The sequence below is a fragment of the Streptomyces sp. NPDC034103 genome (assembly GCF_055575395.1).
Window position 1 is genome coordinate 286,366 of record NZ_JBVISS010000010.1, and the last position, 17,516, is coordinate 303,881.

Annotated in this window: 18 protein-coding genes and 2 pseudogenes; 11 read left to right on the forward strand and 9 right to left on the reverse strand. The window is 69.1% G+C overall.

Features of this window, described 5'->3' with window-relative positions:
- The first annotated feature begins 229 nt into the window (after positions 1–229).
- From ACZ56U_RS23765 to ACZ56U_RS23775, 3 genes are all read left to right on the forward strand, one after another.
- Positions 230–1,252 (forward strand): LacI family DNA-binding transcriptional regulator, encoded by a 1,023-nt coding sequence (locus tag ACZ56U_RS23765; protein ID WP_469085993.1) that lies wholly within the window; start codon positions 230–232, stop codon positions 1,250–1,252.
- A 119-nt stretch (positions 1,253–1,371) separates the two neighbouring features.
- Entirely contained in the window at positions 1,372–1,527 is a 156-nt protein-coding gene (locus ACZ56U_RS23770) for a hypothetical protein (protein ID WP_469085994.1), read from the forward strand.
- A gap of 425 nt (positions 1,528–1,952) precedes the next feature.
- Positions 1,953–2,318 (forward strand): VOC family protein, encoded by a 366-nt coding sequence (locus ACZ56U_RS23775; protein ID WP_469085995.1) that lies wholly within the window; start codon positions 1,953–1,955, stop codon positions 2,316–2,318.
- Between the two features lie 97 nt (positions 2,319–2,415).
- Here the strand turns inward: ACZ56U_RS23775 and ACZ56U_RS23780 are convergent.
- The 3 genes and pseudogenes from ACZ56U_RS23780 to ACZ56U_RS23790 form a co-directional block, all read right to left on the reverse strand.
- Positions 2,416–2,658, reverse strand: a pseudogene (locus ACZ56U_RS23780) (response regulator transcription factor); the annotation flags it as partial.
- Positions 2,659–3,237: 579 nt separating this feature from the next.
- On the reverse strand, positions 3,238–3,855 hold the full coding sequence (locus tag ACZ56U_RS23785) for an RHS repeat-associated core domain-containing protein (protein ID WP_469085996.1): 618 nt from the start codon (positions 3,853–3,855) through the stop codon (positions 3,238–3,240).
- A gap of 5 nt (positions 3,856–3,860) precedes the next feature.
- Positions 3,861–4,055 (reverse strand): hypothetical protein, encoded by a 195-nt coding sequence (locus ACZ56U_RS23790; protein WP_469085997.1) that lies wholly within the window; start codon positions 4,053–4,055, stop codon positions 3,861–3,863.
- Between the two features lie 260 nt (positions 4,056–4,315).
- Between ACZ56U_RS23790 and ACZ56U_RS23795 the strand changes: the two genes are divergently transcribed.
- The 3 genes from ACZ56U_RS23795 (at position 4,316) to ACZ56U_RS23805 (ending at position 6,584) form a co-directional block, all read left to right on the forward strand.
- Positions 4,316–4,690, forward strand: coding sequence for a hypothetical protein (locus tag ACZ56U_RS23795; RefSeq protein WP_469085998.1), 375 nt, complete (start codon positions 4,316–4,318; stop codon positions 4,688–4,690).
- 425 nt (positions 4,691–5,115) lie between these two features.
- Positions 5,116–5,853, forward strand: coding sequence for a dienelactone hydrolase family protein (locus ACZ56U_RS23800; RefSeq protein ID WP_469085999.1), 738 nt, complete (start codon positions 5,116–5,118; stop codon positions 5,851–5,853).
- A 212-nt stretch (positions 5,854–6,065) separates the two neighbouring features.
- The gene (locus ACZ56U_RS23805) at positions 6,066–6,584 is read left to right on the forward strand and encodes a hypothetical protein (protein WP_469086000.1); all 519 of its coding nucleotides are present in this window, start codon (positions 6,066–6,068) and stop codon (positions 6,582–6,584) included.
- A 225-nt stretch (positions 6,585–6,809) separates the two neighbouring features.
- On the opposite strand, the gene ACZ56U_RS23810 is transcribed toward ACZ56U_RS23805, so the two are convergent.
- The 3 genes and pseudogenes from ACZ56U_RS23810 to ACZ56U_RS23820 form a co-directional block, all read right to left on the reverse strand.
- Positions 6,810–8,273: an oxygenase MpaB family protein gene (locus ACZ56U_RS23810; RefSeq protein WP_469086001.1), complete on the reverse strand. Its 1,464-nt coding sequence runs from the start codon at positions 8,271–8,273 to the stop codon at positions 6,810–6,812.
- Positions 8,270–8,989 carry a polyprenyl diphosphate synthase gene (uppS, locus tag ACZ56U_RS23815; protein WP_469086128.1) on the reverse strand — a complete coding sequence of 240 codons (720 nt, stop codon included), beginning with the start codon at positions 8,987–8,989 and terminating at the stop codon, positions 8,270–8,272. The genes ACZ56U_RS23810 and uppS overlap by 4 nt, the downstream gene beginning before the upstream one ends.
- Positions 8,990–9,328: 339 nt before the next feature.
- Positions 9,329–9,475: pseudogene (locus ACZ56U_RS23820) on the reverse strand (DUF7677 family protein); the annotation flags it as partial.
- An 11-nt stretch (positions 9,476–9,486) separates the two neighbouring features.
- Here ACZ56U_RS23820 and ACZ56U_RS23825 point away from each other — a divergent pair.
- The 3 genes from ACZ56U_RS23825 to ACZ56U_RS23835 all read left to right on the forward strand — a co-directional run bounded on the left by ACZ56U_RS23825 (position 9,487) and on the right by ACZ56U_RS23835 (position 12,709).
- Entirely contained in the window at positions 9,487–10,239 is a 753-nt protein-coding gene (locus tag ACZ56U_RS23825) for a phosphotransferase family protein (protein ID WP_469086002.1), read from the forward strand.
- A gap of 211 nt (positions 10,240–10,450) precedes the next feature.
- Positions 10,451–11,320: an alpha/beta fold hydrolase gene (locus ACZ56U_RS23830; protein WP_469086003.1), complete on the forward strand. Its 870-nt coding sequence runs from the start codon at positions 10,451–10,453 to the stop codon at positions 11,318–11,320.
- Positions 11,321–11,506: 186 nt separating this feature from the next.
- A complete protein-coding gene (locus tag ACZ56U_RS23835) occupies positions 11,507–12,709 on the forward strand; it encodes a PP2C family protein-serine/threonine phosphatase (RefSeq protein WP_469086004.1) in 1,203 nt (400 codons plus the stop codon).
- Positions 12,710–12,938: 229 nt separating this feature from the next.
- Here ACZ56U_RS23835 and ACZ56U_RS23840 read toward each other — a convergent pair whose 3' ends face one another.
- A complete protein-coding gene (locus tag ACZ56U_RS23840) occupies positions 12,939–13,790 on the reverse strand; it encodes an SCO6745 family protein (RefSeq protein WP_469086005.1) in 852 nt (283 codons plus the stop codon).
- Between the two features lie 304 nt (positions 13,791–14,094).
- Between ACZ56U_RS23840 and ACZ56U_RS23845 the strand changes: the two genes are divergently transcribed.
- Positions 14,095–14,598 (forward strand): GNAT family N-acetyltransferase, encoded by a 504-nt coding sequence (locus ACZ56U_RS23845; RefSeq protein ID WP_469086006.1) that lies wholly within the window; start codon positions 14,095–14,097, stop codon positions 14,596–14,598.
- A 277-nt stretch (positions 14,599–14,875) separates the two neighbouring features.
- Here the strand turns inward: ACZ56U_RS23845 and ACZ56U_RS23850 are convergent, their stop codons facing one another.
- Positions 14,876–15,355: an ATP-binding protein gene (locus tag ACZ56U_RS23850; protein ID WP_469086007.1), complete on the reverse strand. Its 480-nt coding sequence runs from the start codon at positions 15,353–15,355 to the stop codon at positions 14,876–14,878.
- A 198-nt stretch (positions 15,356–15,553) separates the two neighbouring features.
- Here ACZ56U_RS23850 and ACZ56U_RS23855 point away from each other — a divergent pair, with 198 nt between their 5' ends.
- A complete protein-coding gene (locus ACZ56U_RS23855; protein ID WP_469086008.1) occupies positions 15,554–15,910 on the forward strand; it encodes an STAS domain-containing protein in 357 nt (118 codons plus the stop codon).
- Between the two features lie 570 nt (positions 15,911–16,480).
- On the opposite strand, the gene ACZ56U_RS23860 is transcribed toward ACZ56U_RS23855, so the two are convergent.
- Positions 16,481–17,158: a LysE family translocator gene (locus ACZ56U_RS23860; protein ID WP_469086009.1), complete on the reverse strand. Its 678-nt coding sequence runs from the start codon at positions 17,156–17,158 to the stop codon at positions 16,481–16,483.
- Between the last annotated feature and the right edge of the window lie 358 nt (positions 17,159–17,516).

The window sequence follows — 17,516 nt, forward strand, 5'->3', positions numbered from 1 at the left end:
ACGGTGGGCACCCATTGGTGGTAGCAAGGCGACGGGTCACCAGGCCGGGCGGCCCCACGCCCCCAGGGGCCGCTTGGCCTGGCACACATCGCGCACACGCCTCCCCGCTTGGACTGGGAGCGCTCCCAATCATCGCGGGCAGGACGACCGTCTGTGGCCATGCGCTGGTGAACTCATGTGCTCGGCCCCCTCCGGCCGGTAAGATCGGTGATCTCTTGGGGGAGGTGGCATGGGCAGACGGCGCCCGGAGGCACCGACGCTGGAGGAGGTGGCCGCCCACGCACGGGTGGGGCGCGGCACGGTCTCCCGCGTCATCAACAACGCCGCGGGCGTGAAGGAGTCCACCCGCCTGGCCGTGCAACAGGCCATCGAGGAACTGGGTTACGTCCCGAATCTCGCCGCCCGCTCCCTGGCCGGACGCAGGGCCGACGCCGTCGCCCTGGTCATGACGGAGCCGGACTGGCGGCAGTTCGCGGAACCCTTCTTCTCCGAGATCGTCACGTCGCTCGGGGACGCGCTGACCGGCACCGGAATACAGCTGCTGCTGACCTTGGTCCGCTCCGACGCCGATCGGCAGCGTTTCCTCGAGTACGCGCGCGGCGGCCGGGTCGACGGCGTCCTGCTGATGTCCGTGCGTGCCGGTGACCGGCTGCCCGACATGCTCGCCGAGGCCCGGTTGCCGACCGTGCTGCTGGGGCGCCGCTCCGGTGACGAGTACGTCAGTTACGTCGACGCGGACAATGTCGGCGGAGCCCGCAGCGCCGTCTCCCACCTGCTGCGGCGGGGCCGCAGGGTCATCGCCACCATCACCGGGCCGCTCGACCTGCACGCCGCCCAGTGCCGGCTGCGCGGTTACGAAGAGGCCCTGGCGATGGCAGGCCTGAAGGGTGATCAGACCCGTGTCGCCGAGAGCGATTTCACGGCGGAGAGCGGACGCCGTGCCATGACCGAGCTCATCGATCGGCATCCGGACATCGACGGCGTCCTCGCCGCTTCGGACACCACGGCGGCGGGGGCACTGGAGGCCCTGCACGCGGCCGGACGCCGGGTGCCCGAGGACGTCGCCGTAATCGGCTTCGACGACTTTCCGCTGGCGCAACGGACCGAACCACGACTGACGACGGTCCGTCAGCCGATCGAGGAGATCGGGCGGGCCATGATCCGCCTGCTCCTGGAGGAGATGGAGGAGGGCGCTGTGGCCTGGCGTCACGTCATCCTCCGTACGGAGCTGGTGGTCCGCGAGTCGACCTGACCGTCGTCCGTACCAGCGCCCGGGGAACCCTTCGGAACGGGCGGGCATGTCTTGTGACCGCCCCTGTCTGGCCTGCGTCTCTCTCATCAGGTCAACGTGTTCCTGTCGGCATCCTTGTCATGGACCTGAGCTATCCCTGCCGTCCTGCCCGAATCAAGGACTGGAAGCGCTTCCATTTACAAGGTCGTGAGACCGACGCCACGATCCGCCAGCCCTTCGGTACGACGACCATCCAGGGGCGCTATCTGAACGGCACTGCCTGCACCACCGCGTGACCCACGTTTCCCTTCCGGGGTCCGCCTGGTTCGAGGAACCGTTGCCCCGCCACCCGCTGAAGCGGAACGCGTCCTCGCCACCGGCGCCGCGTACACCCGCCCCACCCACCGCAAGGTCAGTTCCAAGCCCGCAGAGCAGGCTGACAAGAGCCATTCAGGTCAGCGCACTGAGCGCATGCGATATAGGAGAGGACGAAGCTGAGCGCCGTGAGAGCTCTGGTCCCGGTGAGCATCCTCATTTCCTCGCCGGTGTTGGCTCTACTGGCCCCCACGGAGTCACTCGCCCGTCTCGCCACGCGGGTGCCGACGCGGTAGCGCCGGGGCTGGCCAGCCAGTCCACTGGCGCAGGCTGCTCGGCCAGGTGTCTCCAGGGGCCTCAAGTCGGCTCTGCGATCACTAAAGTGACATGTATGCACCGATCACGAATGTACGCGCTGATCGTGGATGCTCCGGAGCAAGAGGCTCCGGCAGCAGCCCGCTTCTGGTCAGCCGCTCTGGGTGTGCCCACCCGTGTCGACCCCGCAGAACCCCAGTTCACGTCACTCGTCGGCGCCGTGGACCAACTGGCTACCGCGGTCCAGGCCGTCGATGCTGCACCACGTATGCACATCGACATCGAAACCGACGACGTCGAGGCCGAGGTCGACCGCCTCGTGCAACTCGGCGCAACCGAGGTGTCTCGTTGGCTTGAGTGCCATGTGTTACGAGCGCCGGGTGGGCACCTGGTGTGCGTCATCCCCGTCCACAGTGATCCGCATCTCTTCGAGGCGACCGCCCAGACCTGGAATTGACTGTATGACGTCCCTCGTCTGCTCGTGGACGCCGACCACCGGACCAACCAGGGCGGACGGACCCGGCTGGGTGGAAACGGCGGCAGGGTGAAAGCAGCTAGCAATTGAGGTCAGCGGACTCGCCGGGCGCGACGAGTCCCGTCTCGTAGGCGAGGACGACGGCCTGGGCCCGGTCCCGCAGGGTGAGCTGGGCGAAAATCCGGGCCACGTGGGTTTTCACCGTCGCTTCGCTCAGTGTCAGTTCCTGAGCGAGTTCGGCGTTGGACAGGCCCTTGCCCATGAGTGTCAGTACCTCGCGTTCGCGTGGTGTCAGTGCAGCAAGGTCGCGGTGGACGGCGGGGGGTGTCGAAGTCGGAGCGGTCCGCATGTCCGACGGGCGCTCGGCCAGTGGTGGTCGGGCGCCCTCATGCAGCGGACTTTCCATACACGCTAAGCACCGATCAGTGCGTCGTTCTCACTTCACGGACAGACGGCTGTCATTTTCCGCCTCTCCTGCGGCGCCGCAGGGTGAGGATTGCGAAGATGAGAAGCCCGATGATGATGATGGCTATGGTGGCTCCGACGCTGCCCCCGACAGCGGCGCCGGAACGAGCAAGCGGTAATGACATGTCCTTCTCCTCAGCCTGTCACAAGCCGGTCACATGAATAGGCCGGCACCTGCGCCCATGGCCCAGTAGGCCACGCCGATGTCCTGAGCCGTTGCTTGGGAAGCGCCGAGCAGCTTTGCTCCGATTCCCACCTTGCCGCCTACCGCACCCACAAGAGCTCCGGCGACAATCGAAGACCCGCTCTTTCCTTGCATGGCCCCGCCTGCGGCCTCCATACCGATCGCTGCAGCGGTGAGACCGGCCGCTACGAGCGCGCCGCCAGGTTGAAGATGGAAGCAAACCCCGGCGCCTGGTCGCCGTGGCTGAGCCATTCACCCCCGGACAACCCGAGGAAGTCCAGGCCGCTGGGGTCGATGCGGGTTGACGGGGTCCCCGGCGGCGTAGGCGTGGGGGTTGCTTTCCCTGCCGGAGGGGTCGGGCTGGGTGAAGCGGCCGAGCTGGGGGTCGTAGTAGCGGGCGCCCATCTTGTACAGACCGGACGGGTCGAGGTAGGTGCCGGTGTAGCGGTAGGGCTGGTTGGTGCTGGTGGTGGTGCGTGCTTCGGCGTAGGGGCCGTAGCTGTAGGTGGCGGTGCGCTTGCCGCCGGCGTCGACAAGGCCGATGACGCTGCCCTGGACGTCGGGCAGGTAGTACTGGCTCGCTCCGCCGGTCGTCATGGCTGTCCACGTGCCCGAGGCTTCACGGACGAAACCGGTGGAGTTTTCCCGCGTCTTGCCGGCCGCGGCGTTGGTGACGGCCGAACTGCCGCGCCTGAGACGGTCGTTGTTGTCCACTCCGCCGTAGGTGTAGTTCGACGCGGCACCGGAGGCCGTCAGGTCGGACAGCTGGGTGAAGGGGGTCCACTGGCCGCCGGAGCGGTTGCCGATGGGAGAGGCGGCGGAGGTCTCGTTGCCATCGACGTCGTAGCTGAAGCCGGTGTTGCCGTCCACTGAGGTCAGTTCGCCTGCGTTGTTGAACTCGCGGACGGACTGGGCCTTGTCCAGACGGGCAGGTTGGTGCCGGTGGAGCGGCCGGTGATGTTGCTGGCCCTGTCGTAGCAGTAGGCCCAGCCGGCGGTGATGGAGCCGTCCTTGGTCCCCACGGCCTTGCTCAGGCGGCCCTTGGAGTCCCGGGTCGATGCGGAGCGCATGCGTGATGGTCAGCCGACGTGGATTTGCCGCGTCTGGTGGGCCGCTGGACGGTGGGATGAGAGCCGACGGAGCCTCGGTCGCCGAGTGCATGGGCAGGGCGCTGCTTCGCTTGCGGGAGGCCGGGCTGGAGCCATGACCGGGACAGGGCTCACCGACGGACAGGAAGAGCGGTCTCGCCAGCTCAAAGGCGCAGCCGACCTGGATCCAGGAACATCACGTTCCGCCCCGCAGCGTGAGGTGGCGCCCCTACAGTGGCGCCATGAACATTCGCTGGAAGGGCGCGAGCTGGTGCCTGATGCTGGTGAAACGGCCGGAGTGGACGTCCCTGTCCAACTCCAGTACGGCTGGCGCATTCAGCAGTCTTCTGCGCGGCAGCGGCAACAATCTCGTCGGGCACGCCGACCTGCTCCCCGCGGGACGCGTTGTCGCGGGCATCGTCGGTGCCACGGCGGTGACGTCCGTCGCGGCCACCGTCGCCGCCATGAAGGTCAAGAGCCGGCTCGACGACCGCAAGGCGAAGCCGCGCACCGGGGAGGGCGCGGACGTCGCCGAGGAGACGCCGCCCCAGACCATCCCGGTCGCGGCCGGAGTCGAGGCGTCAGACGTGTCCGCGCCCCCTCCGATCCCTGTGTGACCGTCAGGTGAAGCGTCGGTGCGGCCCGTTGCAGATCCGCCTGACGCACAGATTCGCGCCGTAGGGCGGCGTCCCTGCTTGCCCAGGCAGATACACCGCCCCGGCCCGGACCTGGAGGATCACTCACAGGCACTCGGGTCAGACGTGTGGATTCGGCACCCTCCTTCGAGAACCGTCGCCCGGCCGGGGGAAGAGACGCCGATGCGGGCTCGGGCGGTGGAAGACGTCAACCATGTCTCCGTCTTTGCCGTCCAGTTGGTCGTTGCCCGAGCCGACGCGCGCTGTACCCGTCGACATCCCGCACTGCCTGCGCGGGGGCGGCCCGGCCCTGAGCCCGGCCCCCGAATTCGAGGGACCCACGCGCTGTTCTGCCAGCGGCAGAACACCGGCAGGACCGGGCCCGATGTTCCCTAAAGTCCAGTCTCATGACGACGATTACGACGCGCACGGTCGAGTATCCGGCGGACGGTTTGACGATGATCGGGCACCTCGCGCTCCCGGCCGATGTCGACCAGCGGCCCGCGGTGCTGCTCGGACCAGAGGGCATCGGGCTCAGCGACGTCGAGCGCCGGCGGGCCGACGCTCTCGCCGAACTGGGTTACGTGGCGCTGGCCTTCGACCTTCACGGCGGGCGCTATTTGAGCGACCCCGAGGAGATGCTGGCCCGCTGCCTGCCACTGCTCGCTGATCCCGACCGGATGCGAGAAATCGGCCATGCGGCGCTCGACGTGCTGCGCGCCGAGCCGAGGACCGACCCCGACCGGATAGCCGCTGTCGGCTACGGCACCGGGGGCGCCATAGGCCTGGAACTCGGGCGCGCCGGCGTCAACCTGCGCGCGATCGGGACAGTCAACGCGACGCTCACGGGCCGACCGGGCGAGGCGGCGCGCATCCGCTGCCCGGTGTGGGCCGGGGTCGGGTCGGAAGACCCCATCATGTCGCCCGCGCAACGGGACGCGTTCACCACTGAGATGCAGGCTGCGGGCGTCGACTGGCGCCTCACGGTCTACGGCGGCGCCGTGCACGCCTTCCACCACCCGCCGGTCGACCACCCCACCCTCCCCGGCGTCGGCTACCACCCACAGCACGCACAGCGAGCCTGGCGCGACGTCGTCGACCTGCTCACCGAGTGCGTGCCCGTGACGGAGGAGCTGCGGGCATAACCGAGACACACATGTCGGCGCCAGGCCTGGTCCGCGTCGGGCACTGACAGTCCCCTCGCCCTCAAGTCCGCCCAGCAGAACCATGTTGTGGCGGATGCTCGATCGCGGAGACGCATCCTGCGTCAACTGCCAGGCTTTCGCCGCCGTGTTGCACGGATACGATGCCCTTCGCGTGCAGGTCACTGCTACGCGGAAGAGGGGGACTCTGCTCCATGGGGAAGTCAGCACGGGTGCTGGGCTGGGAATTCGGTCGAACGGCTCGCGAAATGAATGAGCTCCTCAAGCTCCACGGGTACCTGGACGGAAACCCCGGCGCGTACGGGCTCACCGAGAAGGGACAGCAGTACGCGGAGGAGAAGTACCACTCTCGTGGCACTGGCGGTTACGCACAGTACAACCCTAGTTGGGAAACACGCACCTGGAGCGACGAAACGGCAGCGGCGCTCAAGGCTGACATGGAAGCCAACCCCGGAGGCTTCAACGCGGGAGACTCTTCCACTGACGAAGAGGACACTCCGCCGTACGAACCTTCGTCGGACTGCAGCAGCAGCGACGATGACGATGTCTCTCCGCCCAGTTGGAAAGGGTTGGCAATCGGGGGAGCCGTAGTGGGCGCTCTGCTCATCGCTCCTCACGTCAAGCCCTTCTGGAACAACAAAGTGAAACCTGCTGCGAAGAAAGTGCGGGACGGGCTCGCGAAAAAGAAGTCCGGGGAGTCCGCCGACTCCTGACGCCCCGCCCTGCCCCGTCCCGCCCCGCCCCGCTCACGCCGCAACCCCGCCCGGCCCGACCCGGCCCGCCCCAGCAAACACCAACGCCTGCGCCCAGTTCAGCGCCTTGACGGAGCCAATCCGGGTGCCCCGCATCGGCCCGGGTCACCCCGCGTGCGTCCCCGCCCACCTCCTGGGCGTCTCGCGAGCAGGGGCGAGGCTGTCCCCCTCCCCTGCTCGACTTCGTTAGGCGTCGGCAAGGAGGGGGTCGTACGGGCTGCTCGGGCGGCGGCCGGACATGAAGGAGAGGAAGTCCCCTACGAAGGCGCTTCGGCCGTAGGTGCCGTCGGTGATGGTGAGGTCGCGGTGGAAGGCGGTGTGGAAGAGGGCCCGGTATTCGTGGGCGTCGATGGTTCCGTTGCCGTCCTTGTCGGTGGCGTCGAAGAGGACCTCGGCGACGCGGATGAGCGCGGGACCGGCGAGAGAGGGGACGGCGACGGCGTACTCGTCGGCGCTGACGCGACCGTCGCCGTCGGTGTCGAGGGCGGCCTGGAGCTCGCGCCACCAGGCGGCGAAGGCGTCGTAGAGCCGGCTCTCTTCGGGTTCGTCCAGGTCGAGGCGGGTGGAGAGTTCCCGGGCCATGGCAGCGAGGTCGGGCCAGTCGAGGTGGCCGTCGCCGGTCTGGTCCAGCACCTTTCGGAAGAACTCCTCCGCCGAGCGTCGGCTCTCTCCTGTACCCGCGGAAGGCGCCGGGTCGGGGGCCGGGTCGCCGCTCAGCGGTGTGAGAAGGCGGAGCAGGGCCGATGCACGCTTCATGCGAGTGCGCAGAGCCGCGACGGTCCGCGCCCGGGGGTCGTCGCTGTCGGGCGACAGGGAGAGGGCTTCGATGATGCTTTCTGCGTTGATCCAGCCCTCAGGCAGGAAACGGGCGAGCCCAGCGGCGAGATAGGCACCCTGCATGAGGGTTGCGGCGCCGGGCATCTCCGGCAGGCCGGCCCGACGCCGGTAGGCCTCGGGGAGCGAGGCGACGGTGATCGTGCCGAGCAGCGGTCCGACGACAGCACGGCCGGCCGCCCACAGTGTCGGCGCGCCGTCGAGCAGGGCGGGGGCGGGCAGGTGGTCGAAGAGGCGGTAGAGGATGACGCGGGCCGCCTCGGTGTTCTCCAGCTCGTTCTCGACGACCCGGTCGAAGTACGGCCAGAAGTCGTTCAGGTCCTCGGGGAGTTCTGTGGCGTCGCCGTCGAGCGCACCAAGGAAGGTGCGGTACTCGGCGTACATCCGCTCCATGGTGTCCTGGTCGAGCGGCTGACCGCTCAGTCGGCACATGGTGACGGCGCTCTCGAAGAGGGTGGCGACCACCCAGGCGCGGGTCGCGCGGTCCATGGCGTCGTAGGCACGGCCGCGGGGGTCGGTGCCGCTCATGCGGGCGTGCAGCCGGTTGAGCCGAGCGGCCTCCCTCTCGCGTACCGCCGGGTCGTTGCCGAACATGCGCCGCATGCTGAGGAAGGTGTTGCGCAGCCGGCGCCAGGGGTGGGCGACGAAGGTGGAGTTGTCGACGAGGGCGGCGCCGATCTGCGGATGTGCGGCCTCCAGCACGGTGGCGCGGATGATGGCCAGCGCCCAGCGCGGGTCGTCGAAGAAGCCGCTGAACTGCGACTGCGGCCCGAACAGGGAGGTCTCGTTGTGCGTTCCCGTGGTTTCGGTGGTCATGATGAGTTTCCGTTCGTCCGGGGCGGCACGCCGCCGAAGCGGCGGTCGCGGCGCCGGTAGGTGTGCAGGCAGGCGAGGAAGTCGGGAGCCCGGAAGTCCGGCCACAACAGCTCGGGAAATACCCACTCGGCGTAAGCGACCTGCCAGAGCATGAAGTTGGAGATGCGCTGCTCGCCAGAGGTGCGGATGACCAGATCCACGTCGGGGGTGTCGGGGAACGGCAGGTGGTCCGCGAAGAGTTGCTCGGTCACCTCATCGGCCGGCGTCTTGCTGCGGATCAGCGATCTGGCGGCCTCCACGATGTCCCGGCGTCCCCCGTGGTCGAAGGCAACGGTCAGCGTCATCCCCCGGTTCTCGGCCGTCAGCGTGGCCAGATCGTCGAAGTCCCGGGCCAGTTCGCGGGGGATGCGCGGGTCGGCGACCCCCAGGAAACGGCAGCGGATGCCGCGGGCGAGCAACAGCGGCGCGTGCTTGCGCACGACCCGACGGACCAGGCGCATCAGGAATTCGACCTCGGGACCAGGGCGGTTCCAGTTCTCGGTGGAGAACGCGTACAGGCTGAGCCACTCGACACCAGCGGCCCGCGCCGCCTCGATGATGTCGATGACCGTGGTCTCAGCAGCCCGGTGACCCGCCGTACGAGGCAGCGAACGCCGCTGCGCCCAGCGGCCGTTGCCGTCCATCACACAGGCCACGTGCCGCGGCACCGAACGCACCGGCCCGTCGTCCCGCCGCTGCCCGCCGGGACTTTCGTCCCACGGTTTCCCGCCCAGCCAGTCCTCCGTAGCCGCGCGTGCGTGCGGAACACCGTGGTCCCTCATGCCCAGCCCCACCCCGTCCGCAGCGGCACGACCGCCCGTACCACGCTCGGTCACACCCACCCTGCCTCGCTGCTCCCGCCGCATCCACGCCCCACCGGCGCATTTCCTCTTGGAGTCTGACAGCGCCAAAGGGCCCTGACCTGCCGAACGAGTGGCCGCCACCCTTGACTCGTACGTTCGGATCCGTCCGGGTGCGGGAGGGCTTGGTCTTCGCCCACGTTGACGGTAGAGCCAGGCGGCAGCCCGGCGCTCCGCGTGTTTCTCGTGGACCGGTTCTGCCTGCTCATCCAGTTCGATGACGTTGGCAAAGATCACCGGGACGCGGTCAGCCGCGTCATCGGATGCGATGAATCCGGCGACGTCGGCGATCAGGCCCGGGATACTGGCCGCCCATGGATGAGGTCAAAGTCGTCGTCGCCCATTCCGAGCGCGCGACTCTGCGCGTCGGTGACGTGTTCCTGAAGGTGGACGCCGATCAGGCGCGCATCGACGTCGAGGTCGAGGCGATGTCCCTCGCGCCGGTTCCGACCCCGGAGATCCTGTGGCGCAAGCCGCCCGTGCTCGCGACCGCCGCGCTCCCGGGCACGACGCTCGGGCGCCTCGGCGGGCCGGCGACCGGGGCGCCGGCAGCGTGGGCCGCGGCGGGTGTCGCCATCCGGACGCTGCACGACGCACCGCTGCCGCCCTGGCCTGGACGGGCCGGCCGGGGCATCGACGAGCGGGCGAAGGAGCTCGCCGACGAGTGCGAGTGGCTGGTGACGAACGGCGTCCTGCCAGCCGACCTGGTCACCCGCAACCGCCAGGTCGCCGAGGCTGCGCTGCGGCCGTGGACTCCGGCGTTCACACACGGCGACCTGCAGATCGCGCACGTCTTCGTCGACGGCGACGAGGTCACCGGCATCATCGACTGGTCCGAGGCGGGCCAGGGAGATGCCTTGTACGACCTGGCCACCTTCACACTCGGACACGAGGAGCGCCTCGACGACGTCCTCGCCGGGTACGGCACCGACATCGACATCGACCTCGGCGTGATCCGCGCGTGGTCGTCGTTGCGAAGCCTGCTGGCAGTGCGCGCGCTGATCGAGCAGGGCTTCGACCCCTTCGCGCCGGGCTGTGAGGTCGACGTGCTGCGATCCCGGATGTGAGACCGCGCAGGCCTGCCTGCCACGTGTGCGTTCTGGCGCATCGAGCACACCATCCCCGGCGCCCCGCTGGGGCGCATCACCCGCCCTTACTCGCAGCGCGGTGCGGGGCCACTCGTCGTGGTTTGTCTGACCCGAGTGACAGGTCCGCCGGACCGTTGAGCGGCGCCCGCCGGACCGATTAGTTTTCGAGGCGAGGAGGGTCTGCACCACCATGGACACTCATACGCTCAAGACAGCCGGTGCGGACCTCGTCTATGACGTTCGTGGGCCGCTGCCGACCGCAGACGGGCGCCCGCCGCTGTTCATGATCGGGCAGCCCATGGACGCTGCCGGCTTCGCCGCGCTCGCCGCACGCTTCCCCGAGCGGACCGTGATCACCTACGACCCGCGCGGGCTCGGGCGCAGCACCCGCAAGGACGGGCGGATCGACCATACGCCCCAGCCCCAGGCCGACGACGTGCACGCCGTCGTCGAGGCGCTCGGTGCCGGACCTGTCGAGATGTTCGCCAGCAGCGGCGGAGCGGTCACCGCGCTCGCGCTCGTGGCGGCGTATCCCGCAGACGTAACCACCCTGGTCGCGCACGAACCGCCACTCATCACCCTCACACCGGACGGCCCGGCGGCCGTACGGGCACGGGCCGGAGTCCGGGAGGCCTACGAGCAGCGCGGGTGGGGGGCCGGGATGGCTGCGTTCGTGGCCATGGCCTCGTGGAAAGGCGAGTTCACCGACGCGTACTTCGCACAACCGCAAGCCGATCCCGCCGCGTTCGGGATGCCCACGGAAGACGACGGCTCCCGTGACGATCCGCTGCTGTCCGACCGGTCTTGGGCGATCAGCAGCTACCAGCCGGATGTCGACGCGCTCACCGCTGCGCCCACCCGTATCGTGATCGCCGTGGGCGAGGAGTCCGAAGGCGTCCTGACCGGACGAACCTCCCTCGCAACCGCCGAACTGCTCGGGCAGCAGGTGACCGTCTTCCCTAGCCATCACGGCGGGTTCTGCGATGGCGAGTTCGGACATCGGGGGAAGCCGGACGAGTTCGCGCATCGACTGCGCCAGGTCCTCGACGGCGCCCCGTAGGCGACCGCTGGCCGGGGAAACTTGCCGGTTACGCCTTCTCCCACAGGTACACCTCGCGCCGAGCGATCAGCTGGTCCGCGGCCGCCTTCGAACGGGCGTCGGGCGCGTCGTTCTCTGCCTTGACCAGGCAGGACGCAGCTCACAGGTGAGGTAGCGACGACTCGGGGAAGAAGTGGCGACAGCCGAATGGAGGTTGTCGTGAAGGGTGGAGACCTTGAACTGGGCGAGCTGCTGGCCGCAGCGGAAGCGGCGCCGCCCGGTGAGTCCGTCGACGTGGTGGCGCACGATCTGCAGAAGCGGTTCGGTGCGGAGGCTGTGTCGTTCCTGTTCGTCGATCTCATCGGCCAGCGGCTGGTACGGCTCGCCGCGACGGAAGCCGGCGTGGACCGTGCCCGTCCGATCGATCTGCAGGGCAGCGTCTACGACACCGTTCTGCGGAACCAGCGTCAGCATGTGGAAGCGGACGAACAGGGTGGACGGCGTGTCATCACGCCGGTCACCAACCGCGGTGACTGCCTCGGGGTGTTGGAGGTGACCCTCCAATCCGCCGACGACACCGTGCTCAGACAGGTCCGCGACGCGGCCCACGCGCTCGCCTACATCATCGTCACGGACCGCCGTTTCACCGATCTCTACCACCTGGGCCGGCGCACCACGGACACCAGCCTGGCCGCGGAGATCCAGCACCAGCTGCTTCCCTCGGCGTCCTGCTGCGAGGCGGCCCAGTTCACCCTCGCCGCCGGGCTGGTCCCAGCCGATGACATCGGTGGCGACACCTACGACTACACCCTCGACCGCGACACCCTGCACCTGTCCATCACCGACGCCATGGGCCACGACACGAATTCCGCGCTCCTGGCCACCTTGCTGGTGGGCGCTTTGCGGCGGGCGCGCCGCAGCGGCTGTGACGCCCTCAAGCAAGCCAGCCACGCCCACCAGGCTCTGTTGAGTCACAGCCGAGGCCTGGCCACCGGGCAACTGTTCTGCGTCGACCTCGACACAGGTCTGTGTGAACTGGTCAACGCCGGTCACCCCCGGCCGTTCCGACTGCGTGACAACGCCGTTGAAGAGGTGAAACTCGCCGTCAATCTGCCCTTCGGCGTGGCGGCGCCCACGTCCTACCGTCTGCAGCAGCTGCAACTGCTTCCCGGGGACCGCCTGGTCCTGCTCACCGACGGAATGCAGGAGCGTGGTGCCGCGTCCGTCGACCTGGCATCGATCGTGCACGAGACCCGTGCGCTACATCCGCGAGAAGCCGTCCAGAGTCTGACCACCGCGGTACTCGACGCCTGCCACGGCAATCTCAGGGACGACGCCACAGTCCTGATACTGGACTGGCACAGCAACCGCACTCGCTCGGACGAAACCGGGCCGGGGGCGCGGAGCTGACCTGCACTGGGCCTCTTACCTCTTACGTCACGCCCCGGCCCCAGAAAGCAGCGGTCGGCCGGCAGCGCCATCGCGTCGGGCGGCAGCTGCCGTCCCGGTACTCGCCGACGTCGGAATCGGCTCGCGGGTGACGACACCCCTCAAACACGCGCCCGGCCGTGAGCTCACCCCGACGCAGCAACTCGGCAATCGCGCACGGGCCTCGGCCCGGGCCCCGGGCGAGCGCGCCTCACTGCGAGCGTTCGGCCACCAGGGCCGCGGTAATGGGTTCCAGCTCGGTGATCAGTTCGTCGAGTTCGGCGGGAGTCAGGGCGTCGTAGGGCGGGGCGGCGAGTTCGTCGGTCAGAGCCTCGATGCGTCGCTTGGTCTCGCGACCGGCGTCGGTGAAGCGACCATCGGCGTCGACAAGCCCGCGCTCGCGCAAGTCGTCCATGACCGCGGCCAGCCGCTCCTTCGGTAGGTGATGGATGCGCCCGAACGACTCCGGCGGGTGGATGCCCATCTCCAGGGCGGACAGGACATGAGCTGCCGTGCCGCCGATGCGCGCCCCGAGGAGAGCGGCGACGTGCCCGTCACCGCGGTGCTCGCGCAGCATGGTCGCGGAGTGCCACAGGCGGGCGACGGCGTCGCTCGGCACGGCAAGGGTGCGCATCCCGGCGTACATCATCCGGCCTTCCATGGGGGCGCTCGTCGCGGCCTTGGTGGTCAGGTCAGCGGCGCGCACCAGGCCTGGGGAATCAGCCAGCTCCTCGCCCAGGATCCGCCGCAGGGAGGCCGCGCTGCCCCGCTCCCGTGCGGCGACGGACGCCTCGGGTGGGATGGTCTCCCAGGCGCTGGGAATGTGCCGTGCGGCTTCCCCGTCCGCGAAGTTGTAGAAAGCGGCGTGCACGACCTCCGCCGGTACCCGCCCCAGCGGTGCGGCCCTGCTGGCGAAATAGCCGTCCCAGTAAGTGCGGTGCCCGAGCGCGGCCAGTTCCTCATTGCACTCGTCAGCGAAGTAGGTGACCAGGCAGATCGGCTCCAGGAGCTCGTGCATGCGGCGGGCGATGTGAGTCATCGGATGCACGCTCGTCTTGCCCATCGGGCTCTCTCCTCAGTAGGTGTGCCGACTTGGACCGTCCGGCACACCCAAACTCATCGGCGGCCCGGAACCGGATCGCCGGGTAGCGGGAGGGAGCGAGCTGGTGCCGGCGCAGCGCAGTGATTCCTGGTCGAGACGATTGGGGTCAGGGCTGAGGGTGAGGTGACTGATCATGGAGTCGGTCGATCGAGCGGGAGTCTCCATCGGGTGATCGCGGGCACTGCCCCGGATGAGAGCAGGGCCTGGCGGTCTACGGGGAAATTCCAGCCGAACGGACGGCTGCGCGCTGCTACGGTCGGGCGCTATGAGCTGGCTCCCCGAGGACTTCGTCCATCCCGTCCTGGTACCGCTGCCGGGCGGTGGTCATCACCTGCGGCCGATCCGGGAGTCGGACACCCCGCTCGACTATCCGGCTGTGATGGGTTCGCGCGAGCGGCTGTGGACCATCTTCGGCCCAGCCTGGGGCTGGCCCGCGGCCACCATGACCTACGAGGCCGACCAGGCCGACCTGTTGCGGCACGAGAAGGAGATCGCCGCACATCAGTCGTTCAACTACGCGCTGTTCGACGCGGCGGAGACAGCTCTGCTCGGCTGCGTCTACATCGATCCACCGGAGAGAGTCGGCGCGGACGGTGAGATCTCCTGGTGGGTGGTCGACGAGCTGGTGGGCAGCGAGGTCGAGCAGGCCCTCAACGAGCTGGTGCCGCAGTGGATCGCCGCCGACTGGCCGTTCGAGCAGCCGCGCTTCCTCGGCCGCGAGACCTCCTGGTCGGACTGGCTCGCCCTGCCGAAGCACCCCGACGCGTAAGTAGCTTTTGTCGTGATGCTCTGGGGCCTTGGTGATCGAACTGCCGTCTCGATCGGCTGATCGTCGGGTACTCGGCGCATGCGGGGAGGGCCTCCTGAACGGCTCTCCGGTCGGCCTCCTCACGCAGGCCGCCGACCCGGCGCCGAGCAACGGGCTCGTGCTGTTCCAGTAGTCCGACGACCGACGGCATTCGAGACCTACCTGTACAGACGGGGGTGGCACCCTCGCGCGCACATACCCCGGATCCAGCAGGTCGTGCTTGTCGGCCGCTCGGGCTCTACGGCGCGGTGCGGCCGGCGATGCTCCCGCCGGGGTCGTCGGCCAGCGCGATCAGCGCCGTGATGCGTTTGCCGACCGGTTCACGGTGGACCTCATAGCCCTGGCTGACGGCGAGAGTGATCTCCAACCCGTGCCGCCCGACCCGCTCCGGATCGGTGGCCGCGACGTCCGGCAGGACCGGATCGCTGTCCCACACCGACACCCGGACCGAGCCCTGGCTGATCTGCAGGTCGAGTATGACCGGCCCCGGCGCGTACTTCACCGCGTTGGTGACCAGCTCACTGACCACCAACTCCGTCATCCCCATCGCCCGCTCGGACACCGGCAGCCCGTGAACGGCCTGCACCTCGGCGAGGAAGCCGGTGGCCAGATGACGCGCGGCGCTGATGCAGGAGGAGTCGCCGTCAAAAGCGGCCGACGCCGACAGCAGATCGCGATCCTTGGCCGTTCGTCCCTCATCCCCCGCGGTTTGCCCCATGCACCCGCCCGCCTCACATGATCAGCACACGATATTCATCCTGTGCCCGCCCATTGCACCACAGCGCCTGGCATCTGCCCCGTCCGAGCCTCTTCAGGCCCGTCCGACCGTGGGACAGTTGACATCGTAGGGCGGCATGCGTTTGCGTGGGCAGTGGCCTCGTAGCGGCGAGTCCGCCTACGAGGGACAGGAGACGGTATGCGACAGGCCCACTTGACCGTCACCCGGCACACCACCACTGACGGCGTGCACGTCCTCGCCCTGGTCGGCGAGATCGACCACACGACAGCCGACATCTTCCGCCAGGCCCTCACCGCGGACGACGGGTCCACCCGCTGCACGGTCGTCGACTTCTGCGACGTCACCTTCATGGACTCCAGCGGCATCAACGTCCTCGTCGCCGCGAACAACGCCGCCCGTGCCGAAGGCGGCTGGTTGCGCCTGGCCCACACTCCGGCGCGCGTGCTGGACCTCCTGCGCATCGTCGGACTGGACGCCGTCCTCCCGCTCTACCCCACCCTGAACGGGGCCCTCACGGCGCAGGACGCCGCCTGAACCCCTGCGGCACCACCGGCGGCACGGCCCGGCGGCCCGCAACGCCAGCCCTCCCGGCTCCCGGCAGCATCCGCTCCACCCGCTGACGGGACGCGGCGCTTCCCTCAGCTGAACCAGGAGGCCGTCACGGTGGGTGACAGTCGCTTACCGGACAGGCAGGTTCCGCACGTGCGGTCGGCAGCCGGACACGTGGGGGCCCCTGGCGCCGACCCGCCGCAAGTCGCGACCGGGCCCAAGGAGGGCCGACTCCTCCTCCGGCCGGAACGGGCCGTTGACCGCCTCCAGAAACACGCGGCGCGCCTGGGCCGAACTCGGTCCGAACAGGTCCCGGCCCAGCAGGGTGCGCAGGCGGCCGCCGGGCATTCCGCCACCCACGCACGATCAGCCCCCGCATGACTGATAGACCACGGCTGATCCGACGTACGTGACATGCGGCGCCCTACGCCCCGTTCGGCATCGGTATGCGGGAGGAACCACCGCGGCCTACGTATGCGCCGCCGGCCCTGCCCGGCTCCCGGAGAAGGTCCGATACCGGGACCGGGACCGGGACCGGGACCGGGAGTAGCGCTGTCAGGCTGTCACGGCGACACCCAGGCCTATGCCGATGAAGAGCCAGCCGGTGGTCAGCTCCCAGCGGTGACGAACCTTCGGGCGGGCCAGGAAGGCCCGTAGCCGCGCGGTGACCGCGACAACGATGAACCAGTAGGCGACCCCGAGGACGATGTCCAGGGTGCCGAGAAGAAAGATCTGCCGCGACGCGGAGCCGCCGCCGTTGACGAACTGCGGCAAGATGCTGAGGAAGAACAGGGCGGCCTTGGGGTTCAGAACATTGGTGAAGAAGCCCTGGGTGAAGCCCGATCGCCACTCGCCAGGGACCCGACCGTTGTCGGCCGAAGCCCGCGAAGGAACGCCGTCTGCCAGACCGGTGACCGGCTCTTCTGACCCGGCGGCACGCTCACGGGCGGCCCGTCGCGCGGCCAGCACAGCCCGGACCCCGAGATAGACGAGGTAGGCCGCGCCCAGCAGCTTGATGGTGTCGTAGACCGCCGGTGATCGGGCGGCGATCAGGGACAGTCCGACCGCGGCGGCGACCATGTGCACGCACAGTCCGGTCTGCGCGCCCAGCGCCGCGGCCCGCCCCTTGGCGGGATTCTCGCCGGCCGATCTCACCACCACGAGGAAGTCTGGGCCGGGGACCACATACGCCACCAGCACTACGCCTAGGAAGCCGACGAGGTCGACCGACATCTGTCCTCCCTTTCGCCGGCCCCGCCGGCCCCGCGGCCGGTCCGCCGCGCGAAGATCGTCAGTTCAAGAGGTGGGTTGGCCGGATTCGGTCAGGCTGCGAGGGCCAGCCTGCCGGTCACCGAGGCGACGGACTCCCCGAGTATCGAAGCCCAGCCGCAGTTGTTCGTCCGCCACGGTCAGCGGCGACAAGACCTTGGCCACCTCGCGGCGCGGCCCGGGCGTCTCCAGCAGTCATACCCGCCGAGTAGCCCCGAACCCGCCTTTGACTCCACGGCGACGGCCACCGGATCAGCCGCCGCCCCCACTCCGCGTGCTGAACGGCTGGCCGGCAATCACGCCTAACAGCAACGCAATGCAG

Excerpts from the sequence above, each read along its gene's own strand:
- ACZ56U_RS23800 (WP_469085999.1), top strand. The coding sequence starts at position 5,116 with ATGACGACGATTACGACGCGCACGGTCGAGTATCCGGCGGACGGTTTG.
- ACZ56U_RS23835 (WP_469086004.1), top strand. The coding sequence starts at position 11,507 with ATGGAGGTTGTCGTGAAGGGTGGAGACCTTGAACTGGGCGAGCTGCTG.
- ACZ56U_RS23830 (WP_469086003.1), top strand. The coding sequence starts at position 10,451 with ATGGACACTCATACGCTCAAGACAGCCGGTGCGGACCTCGTCTATGAC.
- ACZ56U_RS23825 (WP_469086002.1), top strand. The coding sequence starts at position 9,487 with ATGGATGAGGTCAAAGTCGTCGTCGCCCATTCCGAGCGCGCGACTCTG.
- ACZ56U_RS23805 (WP_469086000.1), top strand. The coding sequence starts at position 6,066 with ATGGGGAAGTCAGCACGGGTGCTGGGCTGGGAATTCGGTCGAACGGCT.
- ACZ56U_RS23855 (WP_469086008.1), top strand. The coding sequence starts at position 15,554 with ATGCGACAGGCCCACTTGACCGTCACCCGGCACACCACCACTGACGGC.
- ACZ56U_RS23810 (WP_469086001.1), bottom strand. The coding sequence starts at position 8,273 with ATGACCACCGAAACCACGGGAACGCACAACGAGACCTCCCTGTTCGGG.
- ACZ56U_RS23845 (WP_469086006.1), top strand. The coding sequence starts at position 14,095 with ATGAGCTGGCTCCCCGAGGACTTCGTCCATCCCGTCCTGGTACCGCTG.
- ACZ56U_RS23770 (WP_469085994.1), top strand. The coding sequence starts at position 1,372 with ATGGACCTGAGCTATCCCTGCCGTCCTGCCCGAATCAAGGACTGGAAG.
- ACZ56U_RS23765 (WP_469085993.1), top strand. The coding sequence starts at position 230 with ATGGGCAGACGGCGCCCGGAGGCACCGACGCTGGAGGAGGTGGCCGCC.
- ACZ56U_RS23850 (WP_469086007.1), bottom strand. The coding sequence starts at position 15,355 with ATGGGGCAAACCGCGGGGGATGAGGGACGAACGGCCAAGGATCGCGAT.
- ACZ56U_RS23795 (WP_469085998.1), top strand. The coding sequence starts at position 4,316 with ATGAACATTCGCTGGAAGGGCGCGAGCTGGTGCCTGATGCTGGTGAAA.
- ACZ56U_RS23840 (WP_469086005.1), bottom strand. The coding sequence starts at position 13,790 with ATGGGCAAGACGAGCGTGCATCCGATGACTCACATCGCCCGCCGCATG.
- ACZ56U_RS23790 (WP_469085997.1), bottom strand. The coding sequence starts at position 4,055 with ATGCGCTCCGCATCGACCCGGGACTCCAAGGGCCGCCTGAGCAAGGCC.
- ACZ56U_RS23775 (WP_469085995.1), top strand. The coding sequence starts at position 1,953 with ATGTACGCGCTGATCGTGGATGCTCCGGAGCAAGAGGCTCCGGCAGCA.
- ACZ56U_RS23860 (WP_469086009.1), bottom strand. The coding sequence starts at position 17,158 with ATGTCGGTCGACCTCGTCGGCTTCCTAGGCGTAGTGCTGGTGGCGTAT.